Source organism: Acrocarpospora catenulata (assembly GCF_018476525.1).
Classification (GTDB): domain Bacteria; phylum Actinomycetota; class Actinomycetes; order Streptosporangiales; family Streptosporangiaceae; genus Acrocarpospora; species Acrocarpospora catenulata.
Genome location: NZ_JAHCST010000085.1, coordinates 17,574 through 33,911 on the forward strand (window position 1 = coordinate 17,574; position 16,338 = coordinate 33,911).

At 63.6% G+C, this 16,338-nt stretch carries 19 protein-coding genes and 2 pseudogenes; 13 read left to right on the forward strand and 8 right to left on the reverse strand.

Annotation, left to right across the window (positions count from 1 at the left end; genetic code table 11):
• Positions 1-117: 117 nt before the first annotated feature.
• Together KIP79_RS42710 and KIP79_RS42715 are read left to right on the forward strand one after the other, a co-directional pair.
• On the forward strand, positions 118-1,791 hold the full coding sequence (locus tag KIP79_RS42710; RefSeq protein ID WP_214110770.1) for a PHP domain-containing protein: 1,674 nt from the start codon (positions 118-120) through the stop codon (positions 1,789-1,791).
• Position 1,792: 1 nt separating this feature from the next.
• The gene (locus KIP79_RS42715) at positions 1,793-2,341 is read left to right on the forward strand and encodes a hypothetical protein (RefSeq protein WP_214110771.1); all 549 of its coding nucleotides are present in this window, start codon (positions 1,793-1,795) and stop codon (positions 2,339-2,341) included.
• A 110-nt stretch (positions 2,342-2,451) separates the two neighbouring features.
• On the opposite strand, the gene KIP79_RS42720 is transcribed toward KIP79_RS42715, so the two are convergent.
• On the reverse strand, positions 2,452-2,814 hold the full coding sequence (locus KIP79_RS42720) for an SCO4225 family membrane protein (protein ID WP_214110772.1): 363 nt from the start codon (positions 2,812-2,814) through the stop codon (positions 2,452-2,454).
• A gap of 92 nt (positions 2,815-2,906) precedes the next feature.
• Between KIP79_RS42720 and KIP79_RS42725 the strand changes: the two genes are divergently transcribed.
• Positions 2,907-3,197 (forward strand): hypothetical protein, encoded by a 291-nt coding sequence (locus tag KIP79_RS42725; RefSeq protein WP_214110773.1) that lies wholly within the window; start codon positions 2,907-2,909, stop codon positions 3,195-3,197.
• 83 nt (positions 3,198-3,280) lie between these two features.
• Positions 3,281-4,021, forward strand: coding sequence for a coiled-coil domain-containing protein (locus KIP79_RS42730; protein ID WP_214110774.1), 741 nt, complete (start codon positions 3,281-3,283; stop codon positions 4,019-4,021).
• A gap of 76 nt (positions 4,022-4,097) precedes the next feature.
• Here KIP79_RS42730 and KIP79_RS42735 read toward each other — a convergent pair whose 3' ends face one another.
• Complete coding sequence (locus KIP79_RS42735) at positions 4,098-4,496, reverse strand: hypothetical protein (protein WP_214110775.1); 399 nt, start codon at positions 4,494-4,496, stop codon at positions 4,098-4,100.
• Positions 4,497-4,657: 161 nt separating this feature from the next.
• Here KIP79_RS42735 and sigJ point away from each other — a divergent pair, with 161 nt between their 5' ends.
• The 5 genes and pseudogenes from sigJ to KIP79_RS42755 all read left to right on the forward strand — a co-directional run bounded on the left by sigJ (position 4,658) and on the right by KIP79_RS42755 (position 6,698).
• Complete coding sequence (gene sigJ, locus KIP79_RS42740; RefSeq protein WP_214110776.1) at positions 4,658-5,602, forward strand: RNA polymerase sigma factor SigJ; 945 nt, start codon at positions 4,658-4,660, stop codon at positions 5,600-5,602.
• Positions 5,603-5,683: 81 nt separating this feature from the next.
• A pseudogene (locus KIP79_RS50305) lies at positions 5,684-5,757 on the forward strand (ADP-ribosylglycohydrolase family protein); the annotation flags it as partial.
• Positions 5,758-5,781: 24 nt separating this feature from the next.
• A pseudogene (locus tag KIP79_RS50310) lies at positions 5,782-6,027 on the forward strand (ADP-ribosylglycohydrolase family protein); the annotation flags it as partial.
• 72 nt (positions 6,028-6,099) lie between these two features.
• Positions 6,100-6,300 (forward strand): Arc family DNA-binding protein, encoded by a 201-nt coding sequence (locus tag KIP79_RS42750; protein ID WP_214110778.1) that lies wholly within the window; start codon positions 6,100-6,102, stop codon positions 6,298-6,300.
• Positions 6,297-6,698 (forward strand): type II toxin-antitoxin system death-on-curing family toxin, encoded by a 402-nt coding sequence (locus tag KIP79_RS42755; RefSeq protein WP_214110779.1) that lies wholly within the window; start codon positions 6,297-6,299, stop codon positions 6,696-6,698. Before KIP79_RS42750 ends, KIP79_RS42755 begins: the two co-directional genes overlap by 4 nt.
• 444 nt (positions 6,699-7,142) lie before the next feature.
• Here the strand turns inward: KIP79_RS42755 and KIP79_RS42760 are convergent, their stop codons facing one another.
• The 4 genes from KIP79_RS42760 to KIP79_RS50315 all read right to left on the reverse strand — a co-directional run bounded on the left by KIP79_RS42760 (position 7,143) and on the right by KIP79_RS50315 (position 12,276).
• Entirely contained in the window at positions 7,143-10,592 is a 3,450-nt protein-coding gene (locus tag KIP79_RS42760) for a tetratricopeptide repeat protein (RefSeq protein ID WP_214110780.1), read from the reverse strand.
• Positions 10,593-10,877: 285 nt separating this feature from the next.
• Positions 10,878-11,345, reverse strand: coding sequence for a GntR family transcriptional regulator (locus tag KIP79_RS42765; protein WP_214110781.1), 468 nt, complete (start codon positions 11,343-11,345; stop codon positions 10,878-10,880).
• 117 nt (positions 11,346-11,462) lie between these two features.
• Positions 11,463-11,771: a hypothetical protein gene (locus KIP79_RS42770; protein WP_214110782.1), complete on the reverse strand. Its 309-nt coding sequence runs from the start codon at positions 11,769-11,771 to the stop codon at positions 11,463-11,465.
• Positions 11,764-12,276, reverse strand: a complete 513-nt coding sequence (locus KIP79_RS50315; protein ID WP_372453755.1) for an ATP-binding protein — start codon at positions 12,274-12,276, stop codon at positions 11,764-11,766. The genes KIP79_RS42770 and KIP79_RS50315 overlap by 8 nt, the downstream gene beginning before the upstream one ends.
• A 192-nt stretch (positions 12,277-12,468) precedes the next feature.
• Here KIP79_RS50315 and KIP79_RS42780 point away from each other — a divergent pair, with 192 nt between their 5' ends.
• Both KIP79_RS42780 and KIP79_RS42785 read left to right on the forward strand, forming a co-directional pair.
• Positions 12,469-13,773, forward strand: coding sequence for a hypothetical protein (locus KIP79_RS42780; protein WP_214110784.1), 1,305 nt, complete (start codon positions 12,469-12,471; stop codon positions 13,771-13,773).
• Positions 13,774-13,778: 5 nt separating this feature from the next.
• On the forward strand, positions 13,779-14,348 hold the full coding sequence (locus tag KIP79_RS42785) for a cysteine hydrolase family protein (protein ID WP_214110785.1): 570 nt from the start codon (positions 13,779-13,781) through the stop codon (positions 14,346-14,348).
• 12 nt (positions 14,349-14,360) lie between these two features.
• On the opposite strand, the gene cutA is transcribed toward KIP79_RS42785, so the two are convergent.
• Together cutA and KIP79_RS42795 are read right to left on the reverse strand one after the other, a co-directional pair.
• Complete coding sequence (gene cutA / locus KIP79_RS42790; protein ID WP_214110786.1) at positions 14,361-14,774, reverse strand: divalent-cation tolerance protein CutA; 414 nt, start codon at positions 14,772-14,774, stop codon at positions 14,361-14,363.
• Positions 14,775-14,806: 32 nt separating this feature from the next.
• A complete protein-coding gene (locus tag KIP79_RS42795) occupies positions 14,807-15,580 on the reverse strand; it encodes a GntR family transcriptional regulator (RefSeq protein ID WP_214110787.1) in 774 nt (257 codons plus the stop codon).
• Positions 15,581-15,723: 143 nt separating this feature from the next.
• On the opposite strand from KIP79_RS42795, the gene KIP79_RS42800 reads away from it, so the two are divergent.
• Positions 15,724-15,951: a hypothetical protein gene (locus tag KIP79_RS42800; protein ID WP_214110788.1), complete on the forward strand. Its 228-nt coding sequence runs from the start codon at positions 15,724-15,726 to the stop codon at positions 15,949-15,951.
• A 176-nt stretch (positions 15,952-16,127) separates the two neighbouring features.
• Positions 16,128-16,289, forward strand: a complete 162-nt coding sequence (locus tag KIP79_RS42805; RefSeq protein WP_214110789.1) for a hypothetical protein — start codon at positions 16,128-16,130, stop codon at positions 16,287-16,289.
• Positions 16,290-16,338: the final 49 nt, after the last annotated feature.

Below are 16,338 nucleotides of genomic sequence, written 5' to 3' on the forward strand. Positions count from 1 at the left end.
GGCAGGTCGATCGGTAGCACTTCATCCGTTGGTGTGGCATCCGTCACCCAGTGTTCTTCCGTGGGGATCAGGGTGCTGTCCCGGACCTGAAGCAGCATTCGGGACGGGAGACCAGCAATGGGCCACCACCATCACCACCACAACAACAACCTTCCACACGACCACTCGGGCGACCTGTCGGTTCCGGATGCCGAGCTGACCTCCGGCGAACTGAGCCGCCGGTCGCTGATGCGCAGGGCCGGACTGCTCGGGGCGGCCGCGGTGGCCGTCGGAGCGACCTCGCTTCCGGGGACGGCCATGGCCACCCCCCACCACCGCGGGCGGGAGCCGAAGTACGGATACCAGTGGCTGGCGGGCGACCACCACATCCACACCCAGTACAGCAGCGACGCCATCTACCGCGTGATCGACCACGTGCGGCACGCCAACGCGTACGGCCTGGACTGGATGGTCATCACCGACCATGGTGGCCCCGAGCACGCGCGGATCGGTGTGGAGAAGGTCAACCCGGACATCGTCAAGGCACGTGAGGAGTACGAGGACGTCCTGGTGTTCCAGGGGCTGGAATGGAACATCCCGGCCGCCGAGCACGCCACCGTCTTCGTGCACCCGGGCCGCAACGAGGTCGCGGTGCTGAAGGAGTTCGAGAACGCCTACGACGGCACGGTCAAGGGCGCCGGCGACTCCACCCCGGCCAACGAGGCCCTGGCCGTCGCCGGTATCGCGTTCCTGGGCGAGCAGGTGCGCCGCCGCCGCATCCCGGACGCGCTGTTCTTCGCCAACCACCCGGCGCGGCGCGGCGTCGACTCCCCGCACGAGATCCGCGCCTGGCGGGACGCCGACCCGGCGATCGCGGTCGGCTTCGAGGGCGCGCCCGGCCACCAGGCCGCCGGTATCAAGGCACCGCTCGGCCCCGGCAGCGGCCGCGGCTTCTACAGCGGCAGCCCGAGCGCGGCCTCCTTCCCGGGCTACCCCGTGGAGAGCTACCGCACGTTCGGCGGCTTCGACTGGATGACCTCCACGGTCGGCGGCCTCTGGGACAGCCTGCTCGCCGAGGGCAAGCCGTGGTGGATCACCGCCAACTCCGACTCGCACACCGTCTACGGCGACACCGCCCAGCGCGGCCCCAACAGCAACTTCCCCGCCAACGGCTTCTACAACGACCCCGTGTACGGCCAGCCCACCCAGGTGTCGGCGGGCGACTTCTGGCCCGGCTTCTACAGCCGCACCAGCGTCGGCGCCGAGGACTTCTCCTACGCGGCCGTCATGCGCGGCCTGCGGGCGGGCAGAGTCTGGGTCGACCACGGCCACCTGATCGCCGGCCTGAACGTGCGGGCGCGGGCGGTCGGCGACCGTAACGGCGTGACCCTCGGGGACACGCTGACCGTGCGCAAGGGCACCGCGGTCGAGCTGGTCATCGAGATCGACCTGGCCACCGAGCCGAACTGGGCGCAGTTCGTGCCGGTGCTGGCCCGGGTGGACGTCATCCAGGGTGACGTCACCGGCCCGGCGGCCGACCCCGACGTGTTCACCACGCCCAGCACCAAGGTGGTCAAGTCCTTCGAGGTGGGCGCGGGCGCCAAGGGCACCGTGCGGTTCACCTACGGCCTCGGGCGCCTCGACCGGCCGGTCTACCTGCGGGTGCGCGGGACCGACGGGCTGCGCTCGGAGGTCGGCCTGCTCGGCGCCGGGGTGGACCCGGCCGGGCCCAAGATGGACGTGCTCGGGGACGCCGACCCGTGGCTCGACCTCTGGTTCTACACCAACCCGATCTGGGTGCGGACCAAGTGAAATGATCGTTCTGGGAGTTGACGCCGGCAGCCCCGACGTCCCGGCGGCCGAGCACACGATCCACGACCTGATCGCGCTGCTCGGCCGACCGGCCCTGGCCTGCACGCACTTCATCCGCTCCGGCCGCCCGCACGTGGCGATCAGCCTCGCCCTGGACACGCTCCCCGCCGAACTTCCCGCCGGGTATGGCCTGGCCTGGGAGGACCGGCGAACCGGCCCCGAGGAACTCGCCGCGGGAGCGGAACTGGCCCTGGCCGAGCACACCTCGGGCGCCGGCCGTGCCGTCCTCTTCCCCGGCTCCGCCCACCTCACCGGAACCCTCACGGTGGGCGAACTCGTCGACCGCTCGGCGATCTCCGCCGTGACCGTGCTGGCCTCGGCCACGCCACCCGCTCCCGAAACCCTTCTGGACACCCGCGGCTACCTCCGCCCCGAACGGAAGAACGGCATCCTCACGCTGGCCACAACCCCCGGCCTCCTGCCGGACGGCTCCCACGGCCTGGTCCCCTTCGAAATCGTCGACCCCCAAGCCTGCTGCGGCGGCCACTGACAGCCACCGACTGTCACCCACCGTAGACAAGCCCGCCGACAATTCTCAGCGAGGGACCGGCACCCTCGGCGACACCCCCGAAAATCGCCGAGGGGCACGGCCATGGCCGGCTACGAGCCCTGATCCTTCTTGATCATCTCGGCGCCGGACACCGTCACCGGAGGCACGGCCTTGCGTCCTCCGTTCGCGATCAGCCAGAGAATCCACGCCTGAAGCAGTCCCACGGCGGGGAAGATCAGCATGGAGAACTCCGAGTCAGGCAGCGGGATGAATATCACCAGCTGCGACAGAGGCGCGGTGAGCCAGATCAGCAACACCCCCTCCAAGCCGTCGCTCCCCGGCTGACGCACCGCGATCTCCACGTAGATCGTCGCCGCGAGAACGAGAAACGCGTAGATCCCCGCGAGGGCGAGGGCGAAGCGACCCCGGTTGTACCGGGATACGTAGCGGGTAACGGTCCTGATTGGTCGCATAGTTCAGAGTTTGCTACCCCAGAGCGCCGCGCTCGTGAGTACGAGTACTCAGCTACCGGCGACACAGTACGCAAATCACGAAAAATACTGGCATGGAGGATTACCAGCGGGCCCTCATCGGCCAGATGACCACCCGCCTCGACCTGTACGAATCAGGCGATCTCTCCATATCCAAGCTCGTCCAGGACCTCAGAGGCCTGTTCGACGCAGCCGACCCCCACGAGCGCATCATCCACGACTCGTTCGAACACCTCTGGTCCGACCTGGACGCAGAAGCCGACCTGAGAACGGAACCCTGGGCGCCTCCCGGTCTCGCCGACGACGCCCACCTGGCCAAACTCATCAGCGCCTTACGCTCCTGGATCGCCGTCATCACCCGATAGGCCCAGGCCACGGCCGCGTGCTCAGGTGAAGATGAGTACCTCAGCGGTATCGGCGGCAGAGCTCTTCGGAGATCATCATCTCCATGAAATGGTGGATTTTTCTGGTTTCGCTGGCTTTTGCGGTCTTCGCGGCCTGGCTGACTTTTCATACCGGGGTGGCACCCAGCACCCTGCTCGCCGTACTCGTCGGTGCCATCAGCCTGATCTGGCTACTCGTCCTGCTGACCGTGCCGTGGAACCTCTACTTCGCGGCCCGGAGGGTGGTCCACGAGACCCACCTGTCCCGCGAGCGCGGCATCGAGGTCCCCCAGTCCCGCGAGGACGAGGCGAACGGCATCGCCCGCCGCATGCTCCGCTTCGCCATCGCCGGGCACCTCGTCTCAGCGGCCGTCATCGCCGTCATCACCTACTTCTCCGGCGCCCAGGTCGGCTACTACTTCGCCGGTTTCTACCTGCTGGCCACGTTCTTCCGCCCGGCCGGCTCCTACCTGGCACACCTTCGGGAACGGGTCAGCAGCCTGATGGAGGAACTGCACTACCCCCGCGAGGACGTCGCCACGCTCCGGACCGAACTGTCCGACCTCACCGAGGCCCGCACCAAACTCGAAGAATCGGTCCGCGACCTCGACGAGAAACTCACCCAGACCCGCGCACAACTCGCCGCCCTCCAGGCCACCACAGAAACCGCCGATCACGACCTGAACCGCCGTATCACCCAGATGACCCGCCGCTTCGACGAAACAGTGGACGGCCTGAGCGACAACCAGGAATTGATCACCGGTCTGAAGGCCTTCCTCCGCCTGATCCGCACCGACCCCGCCTGACCCCAGGCGCCTGTCCGGCGACCCCGATCCGGTTGACTCAGAACTGGCCGTGCTCAGGGTGAGGAGGTGCCAACCGTCATGCCACGGCGGCCACGCGAGTGCGGCCGGCGCTGACCCAGCCGAGCTGAAGGACGCTCATGCCGAACATCAGGACGCCCAATGGGACGTGCAGGGTCTTCACGTGCGCTATGCCCAGCGCTATCTGCGCCAGCGTGAGACCGAAGAACCCGACCGCGTACAGGATGGGTTTGGGCGAGCCACCGCCCGGCCGCCACGCCAGGACCGCGGCGACCAGGTGCAGCAGCGCCACGGTGAACACCCCGTACGCCGACATACTGTGCAATGTCCGCCCGCTGGGTGAGGACAACAACAAGCCCGCGGTGATCGGTGCGGCGAAGACGGCCAAGGTTTGCAGGATGATCGCAACACGCAAGAACACAAAGTTGCCCTGCTTGATCGGCGTGGGTGTGGACATGGAGGTCTCCCCTTCTCCCATCTCGAGGCTTGCGGCCTGGTGTCTCAGTAGTCCGACGACACAACCGCTGGAAATGTGAGGCGACGCGCCAACCTCACAGTTCGATGCGCTCTCTCGTCGAACTGGGTGAGGGCAGAGCGACCAAGGGAGCCGGCGACACCATGACCACCTATTCCCAGCCGGGACACGGCCAGCCAGATCCGGGCCTGAGCGCGATCGTGAGCGAGCGGCGTCAGCTCATCAACCTCGCCTACCGGCTCCTGGGCTCCCTGGCCGATGCCGAGGATGTCGTACAGGAGACCTACGCCCGCTGGTACGCCATGTCCCGGCAGCAACAACAAGCCATCGAATCCCCCGGCGCCTGGCTGACGAAGGTCGCCGGCCGCATCTGCCTGGACCTGCTCGGCTCGGCCCGGGCCCGGCGCGAGAGCTACGTGGGCGAATGGATCCCTGAGCCACTGCCCGACCACACAGAGTGGATCAACGGGCGGCCGGGCGGCACCACGGCCGACCCGGCCGATCGGGTCACCCTCGACGAGTCGATCAACATGGCCTTCCTCGTCGTGCTCGAATCGATGACCCCCGCCGAGCGCATCGCGTTCATCCTGCACGACGTCTTCGGCTACCCCTTCGCCGAAGTCGCCGAAATCGTCGGGCGGACACCGGCAGCATGCCGCCAGTTGGCCTCCTCGGCCCGCCGCCGCATTCGCGCGTCACAGCCCCCCGCGACTCCAGCAGCGCCATCATCCAGCACTGTCAGAGACTTCAAACAAGCCTGGGAAGCCAAGAACATCGACGCCCTCATCGCCCTCCTCGACCCCGACGCCACAGCGATCGTCGACGGCGGCGGCCTGGCCAGCGCCGGCCTCCGCCCGATCGAAGGCAGCGAGCAGATCGCCCGCTACGTGCTCACCATCGCCAGCAGGGCACCCGACCTCACGATCCTGGAGCGCACGGTCAACGGCCAGCCCGGCCTGGTGGCTCAACAAGACGGCGTCACCGTAACGGTGGCAGCGTTCGACGTCACCAACGACCGCATCAAACACATCTGGGCAGTACGCAACCCCGAAAAGCTCCGCCCTTGGACAGCAAGCCCACAGCACTAACTCGAACACCGATCTCTGGCTCATGCGTGGGGTTGGACGACAACCTCCAGTTAATCTGCCGGGGTGAACCGCGTGGAGCGTGTGGCCGGTGCGATCGTGGGCTCGGCGGTGGGTGACGCTCTCGGGGCGCCGTTCGAGTTCGGTCCGCCGGGTGCGTTCTCGGCTGCTTTCCCCCCGCCCTCCGCGCCGCGATCGACCTGGGGAGCGACACCGACACCGTCGCCACGGTCACCGGCGCCCTGGCCAGAGCCGTCTACGGACTGCCCGCGATCCCCACCCGATGGACGAAGCCTCTGCACGTTCCCCTCCCCAGAAGCGGCGGCCGGACCCTGCGCCTGCCGCACCTACTGGAACTCGCCCATGCGCTGACAAACCGGACCCCGCCAGCGAACGACCCCACGCCACGCCAGGAGCCAGATTTCTGAGATCACGAGCCAAGAAGCAACGAACCCTCATTGACACCACTTTTTGGTACCGTAGAGAGGTATCATCGCGGAATGGAACTTCGACTCCGCCTGCCTGATGAGGTCCACAGCCGACTGCGGGTCGTGGCTGAGGAGGACGGCAACAGCCTGAACACCGAGATCGTGATCGCGATCGAGGAGCACCTCGCGCGCCGTCAGACCAGTGCGGTGCGGGCCATCGCCCGCAAGGTCGCCCAGCGCGACGCGGAACTACTGCACCGCCTCTCCCAGTGACCGTCTATCTGACCACGACCGATGTCCTGGCCGTCGCCGAGGAGATCCTGCCTTCGATCGGCCTGCGCGACGGCGGTCTCCTGCACGCTGCCGTTCTACGCCCACAGACCAGTCTGTACGGCCAGGACGCGTACGCTGACCTGTGGACCAAGGCCGCGGCCCTGATGCAGAGCCTGATCATCGGCCACCCTCTGGTCGACGGCAACAAACGACTGGGCTGGACATGCGCCGTCGTCTTCCTGGAATTGAACGGCGAGACCCTGTCCGGCACCAATGCCGACGCTGCCGAGGAACGGGTCATCGCCGTCACCACCGGCGAACTCGACGACGTGACCGAGATCGCCAAGAAACTCCGCGAACTGTGTCCGGATGACGGCCGAGGCCCCACGGACTCCTGACACACGACCCTCCGACCATGCGGGACCCGCCCAGCTTCCACCTTGGCGGCAACGCGACGCATCGTCCGCCGGAACCACCCGATCAAGCGGCTTCCGATGGAGTCGGGCCCACTCGAAGCCGGCGAGCTCCGGCCAGATCTCCGCCTCGTCTTCGGTACTTCGAGTCGAAATGGCCCCACGCCTGCACCTGCCGGGGGCGTGGGGGCGGCAGCCCCCACCTCGGGGGGTTCGGGGGGTCGTCCCCCCGTATAAACGACGAAGGAGACCCACGGAAGCGAGCAAAGCTCGCGACCACAGGTCTCCGTCTCCGAGTGGAGCTAACAGTTGCTTACTCGAACACTGCCTTGCAGGTAGAAGGGTTATGTCGTGCTCTGAGAGCTACGCCAGACCCTGGAGACCGTACGTGAGCAGTTGCATGCGACTGTCACGTGCCAGACAAAAGTGTCAGGCAGGTCCCTTGCGATGACACCTTTTGAGCTTCCTACCTGAGCCGCAGGGGCAAGCACTGTTCAACGCAAGAGAGCGAGCTTCTTGCAAACCTTTCATAGTGGGGTGGTCGGGCCCGTAGGCGGCCTGGGTTATCGCCAACGCCCGCTCAAACAGCGGAACCGCCTCACCCGACCTACCCAGATCACTGAAACTGGCCGCCAAGTTACTCAGCCTGACGGCGACAGTGGGGTGGTCGGGCCCGTAGGCGGCCTGGGTAATCGCCAACGCCCGCTCAAACAGCGGAACCGCCTCACCCGACCTACCCAGATCACTGAAACTGGCCGCCAAGTTACTCAGCCTGACGGCGACAGTGGGGTGGTCGGGCCCGTAGGCGGCCTGAGTGATCGCCAACGCCCGCTCAAACAGCGGAACCGCCTCACCCGACCTACCCAGATCACACAAACTCGCCGCCAAGTTACCCAGCCCGACGGCGACATCGGGGTGATCGGGGCCGTAGGCGGCCTCCGCGATCGCCAACGCCCGCCCCAGCAGCGGAACCGCCTCAGCCGACCTACCCAGATCGTACAAACTCAGCGCCAAGTTACCCAGCCCAACGGCGACAGCGGGATGGTCCGGGCCGTAGGCGGCCTCCGTGATCGCCAACGCCCGCTGCTCCAACGGAACCGCCTCACCCCACCTACCCAGATCACGCAAAATCACCGCCAAGTTACCCAGCCGGATGGCGACAGTGGGGTGGTCGGGGCCGTAGGCGGCCTCCGTGATCGCCAACGCCCGCTCAAACAGCGGAACCGCCTCACCCGACCTACCCAGATCACGCAAACTCGCCGCCAAGTTACCCAGCCTGACGGCGACATCGGGGTGATCGGGGCCGTAGACAGACTCCGTGATCGCCAACGCCCGCTGCTCCAACAGAACCGCCTCACCCGACCTACCCAGATCACGCAAACTCGCCGCCAAGTTACCCAGCTTGACGGCGACAGTGGGGTGGTCGGGGCCGTAGGCGGCCTCCGTGATCGCCAACGCCCGCTGCTCCAACAGAACCGCCTCACCCGACCTACCCAGATCACGCAAACTCGCCGCCAAGTTACCCAGCCAGATGGCGACATCGGGGTGATCGGGGCCGTAGGCGGCCTCCGTGATCGCCAACGCCCGCTGCTCCAACGGAACCGCCTCACCCGACCTACCCAGATCACCAAGGCTGGCCGCCAAGTTGCCCAGCCTGACGGCGACATCGGGGTGATCGGGGCCGTAGACAGACTCAGCGATCGCCAACGCCCGCTGCTCCAACGGAACCGCCTCACCCGACCTACCCAGATCACGCAAACTCCCCGCCAAGTTACCCAGCAATGTGGCGACATCGGGGTGGTCGGGGCCGTAGGCGGCCTCCGTGATCGCCAATGCCCGCTCAAACAGCGGAACCGCCTCACGCGGCCTACCCAGATCACTGAAACTGGCCGCCAAGTTGCTCAGCCTGACGGCAACAGCGGGGTGGTCGGGGCCGTAGGCGGCCTCCGTGATCGCCAACGCCCGCTGCTCCAGCAGGACCGCCTCACCCGACTTACCCAGATCACCAAGGTTGACCGCCAAGTTACCCAGCCCGACGGCGACATCGGGGTGATCGGAGCCATATTCAGACTCAGCGATCGCCAACGCCCGCAAAGCGATGTCAACAGCGCGGCCATGGCTGCCCTGCACTCTGTGGAAGATCGCACTACTGTTGAGCACGCGTCCTAGGAGAGCGGGTTCGCTACTTTGCCGGTACCGGCTGGTGAGGGCGTCGATGTGTGGAGTGAGCTGCCTCCACCGTGGCCATCCTGAGGGATCGTACTGCGGGTCATCGGGTAGCGTGGCGGCCAGCCAGCCCAGGGCGGTGTCGCGGGCGGTGTCCGGGTCGGGTTGATCCTCATGGGTGCCGGTGAGCAGGACCGCTTGCATAAGTCGGTGCATGCTGATGGTGTCCTGGGTGAGGGTGACCATGCTGTAGGAGCTGAGCAGGCCCAAGGCCTCATCGATGTCGATCACGTCGGCGGTGTGCGGCAGGATGCTGCGCGGTATTTGGTCGGGTGCGTACTGGGCGAGGATGTACAGGAGCTGGACGGCTAGGGGATTGCGCTGGTTGATGGTGGTCAGGGTGATCTGCCAGAGGCGTGCGATAGTGCGCTCGGCTTGTCCGCCGTCGGCTGTGGCTGCATGCATGCGCGCGGGATGATCGGCTAGCAGCGCCAGGTAGCGGTCCAGGCTAATGCGGGTCTGAGCGATGTAGGCTGCGGCCTGTTCCAGCGCCAGCGGGAGGAAACCGAGTTCTTCCGCGAGCTGCCGAGCGAGGATTTCGTCACTGTCGCTGGTGTGCCCAGCCACTTTCATGATCAGTTTGGTTGCGGAGCCGGGGTCCAGGACGTCGAGGGGAATCGGGGTGGCAAGGCGGTGCCAGCCGATGTCGCGGCGGGTGGTGATCAAGACATGTCCGCTGGACAGCTGGCCCAGGAGCGGCTGGACGTGGTGCGGATCCTCGACGTTGTCCAGTACCAGTAGCCACTGGGTATGTGCCTGGAGCCAGTTCAGCGCCCATTGAGCTGCTTGCTGGCCGGTCTCGGCCAGCAAGATCGTTGTGGGAAGCAGACGTCCAGTCAGGGCGGCAAGTCCCGCCTCGATCTGTTCTTCATCGTTGGCTGTGATCCACCAGCGCAGTTGGTAGCGGTCGCGGCAGTTGTGCGCGTGATGGAGTGCCAGCTCTGACTTGCCGACGCCGCCCAGCCCGTACACCGTCTGGGTGACGACCACGTTCTCCTCATCGGCCAGCGCGGCACCCAGTCGCGCCAGGGCCTGATCTCGCCCGACGAAGATTCGGGCAGGGGTTCTAGGCAGATTGTTCATACCCGGAGGCGGCTGTACATCGGCCGGATGCGGCAACTCCGGCGACGGGGTGGAGATCTGCGGCATTCCCGCCAGCGTAGCCTGGACGTCGGCGATACCAGCCTGGAGCGCGCGGGCGTCGGCCTGCCTCAGCGTCTCGGGCAGGCCGCCACGATCGACGGCCACCTCATGGACCGTCTGCTCTGCCGCACTCTCCACCAACTGGACGAGACGATCCAGGTCAAGGTCATGCCGAGCAAGAAACTCTTCACCAGTTTCCCCTTGGTGTGCCCCTCGCTGCGATCGAGCAGCAAGCAGTGGGGTGAGGGCCGCCTTGAGCGCCTGGGCGAATGAGTCGGTTTCGCCGACTCCGGCTTCATACCAAGCCGAGCGAGGCCCGCTCAGCAACCGGCGGATCGTGTCGGCCAACTGGTCCCCTTCAGCACCTTTCGGTAAATGCGCCCTGACCAGCTTCACTGTCTTCTTTAGGACCGCTTGCCGCTCACTGTCGGTGAAGCTTTTTCCCGTTACCCCGACAGCACGCTCCAAGACTTCCTCGATCACCCACCCGAGGAGGATCTCAGCAACCACGCGGCAACGCCCCTCTCGTCCTAAACGGCCTCCACCCCGGCCATCCAACCTCTGACGACAGTCTGGCAGCGAACGGGCTCAACCGTGCGATAAGCCGAAGGAAGCGGCAACAGCAGGCTTGTGTGATAGAGAACACTAGGTCCTCAATCGGCCCCTTACCGAACAGGACCGGGCCAGAAGCTTGTTCACCAAGGATTCCCTAAGGTCCCGCAGGCCACGAACCCGACGAGCGAGGGCGCTCGTCGGGCTTGATCGCTTGTGCGGCAGATCAGGTAGCGGCAACTGCTATGAGTCAGGCCAATTGTCTTCGTGCTCTACGAAGGTTCCCTTCCCGTGACTGGTGCTTACCCAACCCTGCTGCTTAAGTACCGCGAAAGCACGCCCGATGATAGCCCGGCAAACGCCGTAGCTCCTGGTCAAGACTTTTACGCTCGGCAGTGCCTCGTTCGGCAGATGCGTTCCGTCGCGGATTTCTTCGATAAGGTCACTGGCGATCGACCAGTATTTGGTCTCTTTCCGGATGGGTAGACGTGGAGGGTGAATCGAACGTTGACCGACGAACGTCCCACGCCCGTGGACAAGGTATGCGATGTTCGCGTCACGAAGGACTCTGAGCGCCCGATTCACGGTGTTGCGACCGGCCCCGAAGCGCTCCATAAGCTCTGTTGTGCTCGGAAGCATATCGCCTGCCTTGAGTTCATTGTCCGAAATCTGAACTCGAAGGATGTGCTCGATTTGCAGATAGAGCGGCATCGGGCCGCTCCTGTCCACCTGCGCATCATGGGATGACAGAAACACACTCACTCCGATCGAGCGACACCGGCAAATAATGCCGTAGATGGTTATCGAATGAACCGCAAATACGGTCTGCTAAGCCGCGAACCCTCCCCCATCGATATTCCTCGAAGATGCCATCAGGGCAAGGGCATGGGCAATCAGTCTCACCATCTGAGGAGAGGCGCGACCCAGCTCTACAAACCCGGTTCCGAATTCGTTGACGTCTGCCCTGAGATATGGCAACTCGTCATTTCGGCCCATGCTGGCTAGGGCTTCTTTGAGGGCGGATACGGAGCATTGAGCCTCCGCCCATGCCCGAACATAGGACACACCTTCATCCAGAAGAAATGCGGGGTCGCCGTCAATGCCCAAATCTGAGCGCTCCACATGCTCGTCAGCCATTGATCCCGCCCCCTGTTCGTCCTTGCCTCAGAGGTTGAGGGGATCCAGTTCTAGGTGTATCCAATTCACACCAGACGGATTTACCTGTGACAGTCGGATTGACGCCCCATCGGTCAGCGCAATTTTCTATCAGAGCAAGTCCGCGACCGTCCTCCTCGGTTGGTTCGGCATTTCTGCACGAAGGAAGTGCGGTTGCGTCGGAATCCCGTACTTCCAAGCGCAGTGTGTTGGATGCGTACATCAATAGGAGCGTGATGGAGTGCGTATCAGCCGCATGTCGAATTGCGTTCGTGGCCAACTCCGACGCCAGGAGTTCACAGGAGTCGACGAGTTCATCCAACGCCCACCGCGTGAGGTGCTTCCGGATCCATCGACGCGCCACGGCCACGGCCGGCGGCTCTGAGGGCAGGAGCAGGGCACGGGAACGGTAGGTGCTCGCGGGTGTGCTCGCCCACGGACTGTATGGACGCGCTGCGTCGTCTGAATCGCCCTGGAACCGCGACATTCCCGCACCTCCCTTGCGCAATGGCCGTTGGGCTCGTGATCGTTCGATCACGGTTCAAGCGTCGTGGGTGTGGGTGTTGCATCGCGAGCGCGTCTAGGTCGCATCTTGTGTTTCTGGTACTCCTATGGTCTCGTCTAGGTCTCCTCTGTTATGTTTTAGGACTGAGCTGCATAGCGGTGGAGGGTCCCCACTATGAGTGTTCGCGCCATCAGGCTGAAATTGCTGTTGCAGCAACAGCATTGGCAGACGTACCGGACGTTCAGAAACGAATACAACAGGGCGGCCGTCTCTATCGACCCTGCGCTCGCGGAAAGCGCGCCGAGTCGATCTCAGCTCTTCCGGTGGCTATCGGGGGATTTAAAAGGGCTCCCGTATCCCGATACGTGTCGTGTGCTCGAAAGCATGTTTCCCGGCTGGACAGCTCAACAGCTTTTCGAGGTGGTGGCCGATGAGAGCGGTGACATCGCTTCCGGGAAACCCAGCGGCACTCAGTCGATCCAGTCAGGCGAGTTCTTCCACTCTGTCGATCCCTGGCTCACAAATCCGGGATTGATGACGCCTGCTTCCGCGCCGTCCAATGAGCTGTTCGGTGTCGTTGATGTAGTTCAAAGTTCTTCTGGGCGGCTCTCCGGCGTTCGATCGCATAAGTTCATTCCCGCATATATCGAGGCATCGCGAGTTGCGGAACTCGTTCGTCGTGAATCTGGGACTTCGGCCGATGCCACATTTGGTCTCGACTGCTGCCGGTTGGCCATCTCAAACGAGCACGGTAAGTGTGCTCTCTACGTCTGGCCCTTCGGGGTGGCAATGTTTCATCTCGTGGAAGAGTTAGAGCTGCCCAACCTTGCGAATCTGGCGATATGGCGGCGGAAGACCTACACCAGAGACTTGGAATGGGCATCAGATTATCTCTCCCGATCGCTGTCCGCTCCAATTAGACCGTCCTACGTTTTGAGCGCGTACTGGGTCCACGCGCCATCGTGGCAGTCTCATGAACTGGACACGGCTCTCCGGATAATGTGCATTCCCAGGGTCCTGCATGAGCGGGATTCGGAGATGTCCGAAGCGTCCCTTGCGCACGCTGAACTGGTGGAGCGTTCGTTGTTGTCGAATGGATTTGGGCACACCGAGATGGCGTCCTTTGGATTCAAGGGGATTTCGCTCGGTTATGCGTCCTGGTCTGGAGTGGTTTACCACCCCTCCGCTCCACGCAGAGCGCTCGCGGAAGAGGAGATTGTGAATGTCGAACTTGCCACTCAATCTATGTGGACGTACTGCGAGTTCATCAATACCCAAGTAGAGCAAGGCAAAGACCCGCAAGTGCCCGACCAATACGGTTGGCGCTTCCTCCGGGGAGCTCGCTCGCGACTGATGAACGCCCGCCCGCAGGAGACCGAGTACCATAAGTCCATGCGGACGGCCATTTTGGAAACAAGTGGGACCCTTGACCGCCTGTCCGAGGCCATTGAGATTCTTCGCGAAACAAGCGAAAGGTAGATGCCGTGTTCGACAAGTCCTCGGTACTGATCGTCGTTGACGCGCAGAACGGTTTCATTACCGAGCATTCCAGCCCGGTAGTGCCGGCCATAGCTTCGCTGGTCGAAAAATGGCAGGGCTCGGGCGGATCGGTAGTATTCACGCGCTACATCAATTACGAGGGAAGCCCCTTTGAGCGGCTGATTCGCTGGTCGAAGCTCAAGACATCCCCTGAGATCGACATCGTGCCTGAATTACTGCCGTTGGCGAACAAGGCGACGGCCGTCATCGACAAGACCATCTACAGCTTCTTCAACGAAGAGGGCCAGGCGCTCACACGAGAGTACGGCTGGACCGACTTCTATGTCTGCGGTATAGACACGGAGAGCTGTGTTCTCAAGACCGTTGTGGATGCATTCGAGCGGGATCTCACGCCATATCTGATCAGGGATGCGTCCGCAAGTCACGCGGGAAAAGCCGCTCACGACGCAGGAATTTTCGTGGCTTCTCGTTTCGTCGGCCAAAACCAAATAATCACGGCTGAAGACATTGTGTGGAACAAGCTAACGTCACCGGAAGCAGGGCTTTCGCGCTGACTAGAGCGGGCGTCACCGCTCGTCTTCCAAGACCTGAGAGTCACTATTAAGTTGGGACCCGACCCAGTCTAAGTAGTCGTGACTCCCTCCCAGTACGGGAGTCACGATTATCTCAGGGTTTTCATAGGAGTGGCTAGATCGGATGTGCCGCTCCAGTTCAGGATAGAGATTTCTCGCGGTCTTGATCACGAGTTGCCACTCCTCCGACACCTCCACACCGATGTCGTAACGGCTGAAAGTATGGACAGGCCCTATGACACTCACTGCTGCCGCCAGCCTTGCTTCAACAATGGCTTGAGCTAACGCCGTACCTTCCTCGCTACTCTCCACTCTCGTATACACCTGTATATACTCAACCATGAGGAGGTATGCTCCCTCGGACTTCTCGGAAAACAGCAGATGACCCGACACCTTACGCCAGATCATCTTGCTTGATCAGCATTCTGCCGTACGCCATTTCAGGTCTCATTCTGGGCAGAACGCGTCCTCCGCACCGGGATGGCGTAGGCAAGCTCAAGTGCGTCACCTGGAGCGCTGATCTCCTCCATGACTACCGGGGCCTGATCTGCGTAGGTAAGGCGGATGACCTGTAGCAAGGGCGTTCCCGGTCCCATCGCTAGAGTGTCAACCTCGTCAGGGAACGGCATACGTGCGCGCACGAATTCGTCCCATCGCATGCCCCTTTTTCCGTTCTGCTCGAAATGGCTGTAGACCGTCTCAGGTTCGGGCAACCTCGCGTCGTCGGCCCACGGCGTGTGCTGCGCCACGCTGAACGCGATCATCGTCTTGTGGATCCGTCGAGACTCTTCGGCCACTTGCACAACGGATCTCACCAGCATGGGCTCACCTGCCGGTATGCCGAGCATCTCAGCTTGATCAACGCTGGCGTTCAGCCGGAAGAACGTGGGCTTGCCGACGTCCCGCCACTGGAAGGACTGGCGATCGGTATAGCGTCCATCGGCTCCACGGGTGACCCCGTGTCGCTCTCGGCGTGATGGGCGCGCGGACGGCGATCGGACCTTCATGCCCGTCGGGCGGTGAACTTCCACCAGTCCGGCCGCTTTGAGTTCGGCTATAGCCTGGCGGATGGTCGGCCGTGAGAGACCGAAGTCGGTGGCGAGCTGCTGTTCAGACGGTAGGAGCTGTCCGGCGGGGAAGGTGCCGTTGGCGATCTGTTCCCGCAGGTAGTCCGCTACCTGCTTCCATCGCGCCACAGGAGCCTTGATCTCCATCGTTCGCCCTTCTGGGTTGGTCATGCGACCTCGCAAAGCCGTTCTGGTATGGCGGGAACCTTGACTCAAGGTACTACGTTGGCCCTACAGTGAACAACGTCCAACGTATTACGTTGGCCCTCAACCGAAGGGAGTTGATCTGCATGGACCCGTTTTCGCTGATCTTGTTAGCCGCGATCTTCCTCGGCGGCGCCGCAGTGGGCGCCCTGTTCCTCGTCTCCGTGGGCGTTCGGCTCACCGATCGCCCATCTCACACCCATGACAACAGCGCTATCGGTGCGGCAACGCGCCGCGCGGTTGGCTTCCACCACCGCACACCAGCAGTTCCCACCAGCGACAACGACCCGACCAGACAAAGAGGTGATGCCTGATGCGAGCCCTCGACCTGCCGCCATTCGGCCGCCGCTGCCTCTGTGGTGCCGTCCTCCAGCCTCACCACCGCCAGTGCTTCAAGTGCCGCGCCCGCGCTCGGTGGTACCGCCGCAAGGCGACCCACGATGGCATCTGACATCCCAGACTCTTCGACCCTTCAAGGAGGTGATGAACAATGACGGTCTCCATCCCCCTGGTAGTCATCCTGGCTCTGCTAGTCGGCGTGGCCTGGCGCTTCCGGGCACTGGGACTGTGGCAAGCTGTCAACGGCCAAGTGCGTGTCGCCGCTGGTGGCCGGATCAAGGTCTCCATCCTGGTGAAGTTGACTATTTCTTAGTGAGGCGTCCACCTGTCCTGGTTCGTGCCTGTTTCATGCGGAAGGACTC